This window comes from Vibrio sp. 1557, from assembly GCF_033340175.1.
In the GTDB taxonomy this organism is placed as follows: domain Bacteria; phylum Pseudomonadota; class Gammaproteobacteria; order Enterobacterales; family Vibrionaceae; genus Vibrio; species Vibrio alginolyticus.
In genome coordinates this window covers 1-1,392 of sequence record NZ_JAWOVZ010000138.1, presented here as the reverse complement: position 1 = coordinate 1,392, position 1,392 = coordinate 1, and the positions used below count along the sequence as shown (strand labels likewise).

Below are 1,392 nucleotides of genomic sequence, written 5' to 3'. Positions count from 1 at the left end.
ACTTCGCGCTCAAGCGCCATCAAAACGCTTTCCCCGTCAGCGTAGGTTTCGCACTTTATGTTGGCTGAAGAGAGGGTTTTTTCCATCACCCAGCGAATTGAACTGTCGTCATCGACGACCCAAACATATCCTTTACTCATGTACTAATCCTTGCAGCAAAAACCGTAAATTGGCGCTCAACGAAATCCATTCGTGAGGTCAAATCGGCAAATAAATTGTAAAAGTGGTGTGGCCAGGCCAGCTTTCAACGTCGATTTTTCCGTTGTGCTGGTCGATCAAATTTTGTGAGATGGACAACCCGAGTCCGGTGCCGCCTTCTCGCCCGCTGACCATGGGATAAAACAAGGTGTCCTGTAATTCTGGTGGAATGCCCGGCCCGTTATCGGTGATCTCGACGCGCGCCGCTAATTTGCAGCGTTTGCCATGAATGTTGGCTTGATGCACCGTTCTGGTGCGAATGGTGATGTTGCCGTGCTCTTGATGAGCAAGAATTTGTGCCGCGTTGCTGACGATGTTCAGCATCGCTTGTTCTATTTGATCTGCATCCATCAAAATCTCAGGCAAGCTCGGGTCGTAGTCGCGTTCGATGATGATCGAGTTTTGAGATTCTAACTCGACCAATTGGCGTACTTTCTCCAGAATTTGGTGCAGATTTTCTTGTGTCTTTTTGCCCGGTTTCTGTGGGCCAAGTAGGCGGTCGACTAACGCTCTTAATCGATCTGCTTGTTCGATAATGATGTGGGTGTATTCGGTTAACGATGGATCGGGCAACATTTTTTCCAGCAGCTGCGCCGCACCGCGTAATCCGCCAAGTGGATTTTTGATCTCATGAGCTAAACCGCGCACGAGCAGTTTGGCGGCTTGTTGCTGTGCGTGTTGGTTGAGCTCTTGAGTGAGGCGTCGTTGTTGATCTATTTTGCGCATTTCAACCAATAGCATGAGCTGTCGTTGCCAAGTGATTGGACTTACTGTGACTTCCAGCATTAGCGGACGACCATCGACGACAAACGTCACGTCACTGTCGGTAATGCTTTGGCCACTTTGCAATGGCTGAGTCAGTAAGGCCAAGTCCAACGATGCATGCTGAATCAGTTGAGAAAGCGATTGTTCGACAATGCGCTTAGCGCTTTGCGAAAACAACAACTCAGCGGCTGGATTGGCATAGCGGATGGCCAATCCATCATCAAGAATCAGCGTTGCTGTGACCATGTTGTTGAGTATGGCACTAGGGAGACTGGTATCCACATTACGTCCTTGTTTGCGTTGAGATTGTGCAATGCACAATAATGGTGCAATAGAACGTTAAGTATGGCGAAGAAAGCTCAGAAGAAAAAGTAAAAAGCCTCATTGTGATGCGACTTTTTACTCCGATTTTCTATTTTGCCCCTTTTA

The 1,392-nt window shown here is 48.1% G+C and carries 1 protein-coding gene and 1 pseudogene; both read right to left on the bottom strand.

The window, feature by feature from the left end; genetic code table 11:
- Nucleotides 1-140 (bottom strand): annotated as a pseudogene (glnG, locus tag R7070_RS25300) (nitrogen regulation protein NR(I)); the annotation flags it as partial.
- Nucleotides 141-198: 58 nt separating this feature from the next.
- Nucleotides 199-1,278: a nitrogen regulation protein NR(II) gene (glnL, locus tag R7070_RS25295; RefSeq protein ID WP_031776386.1), complete on the bottom strand. Its 1,080-nt coding sequence runs from the start codon at nt 1,276-1,278 to the stop codon at nt 199-201.
- Nucleotides 1,279-1,392 lie beyond the last annotated feature (114 nt).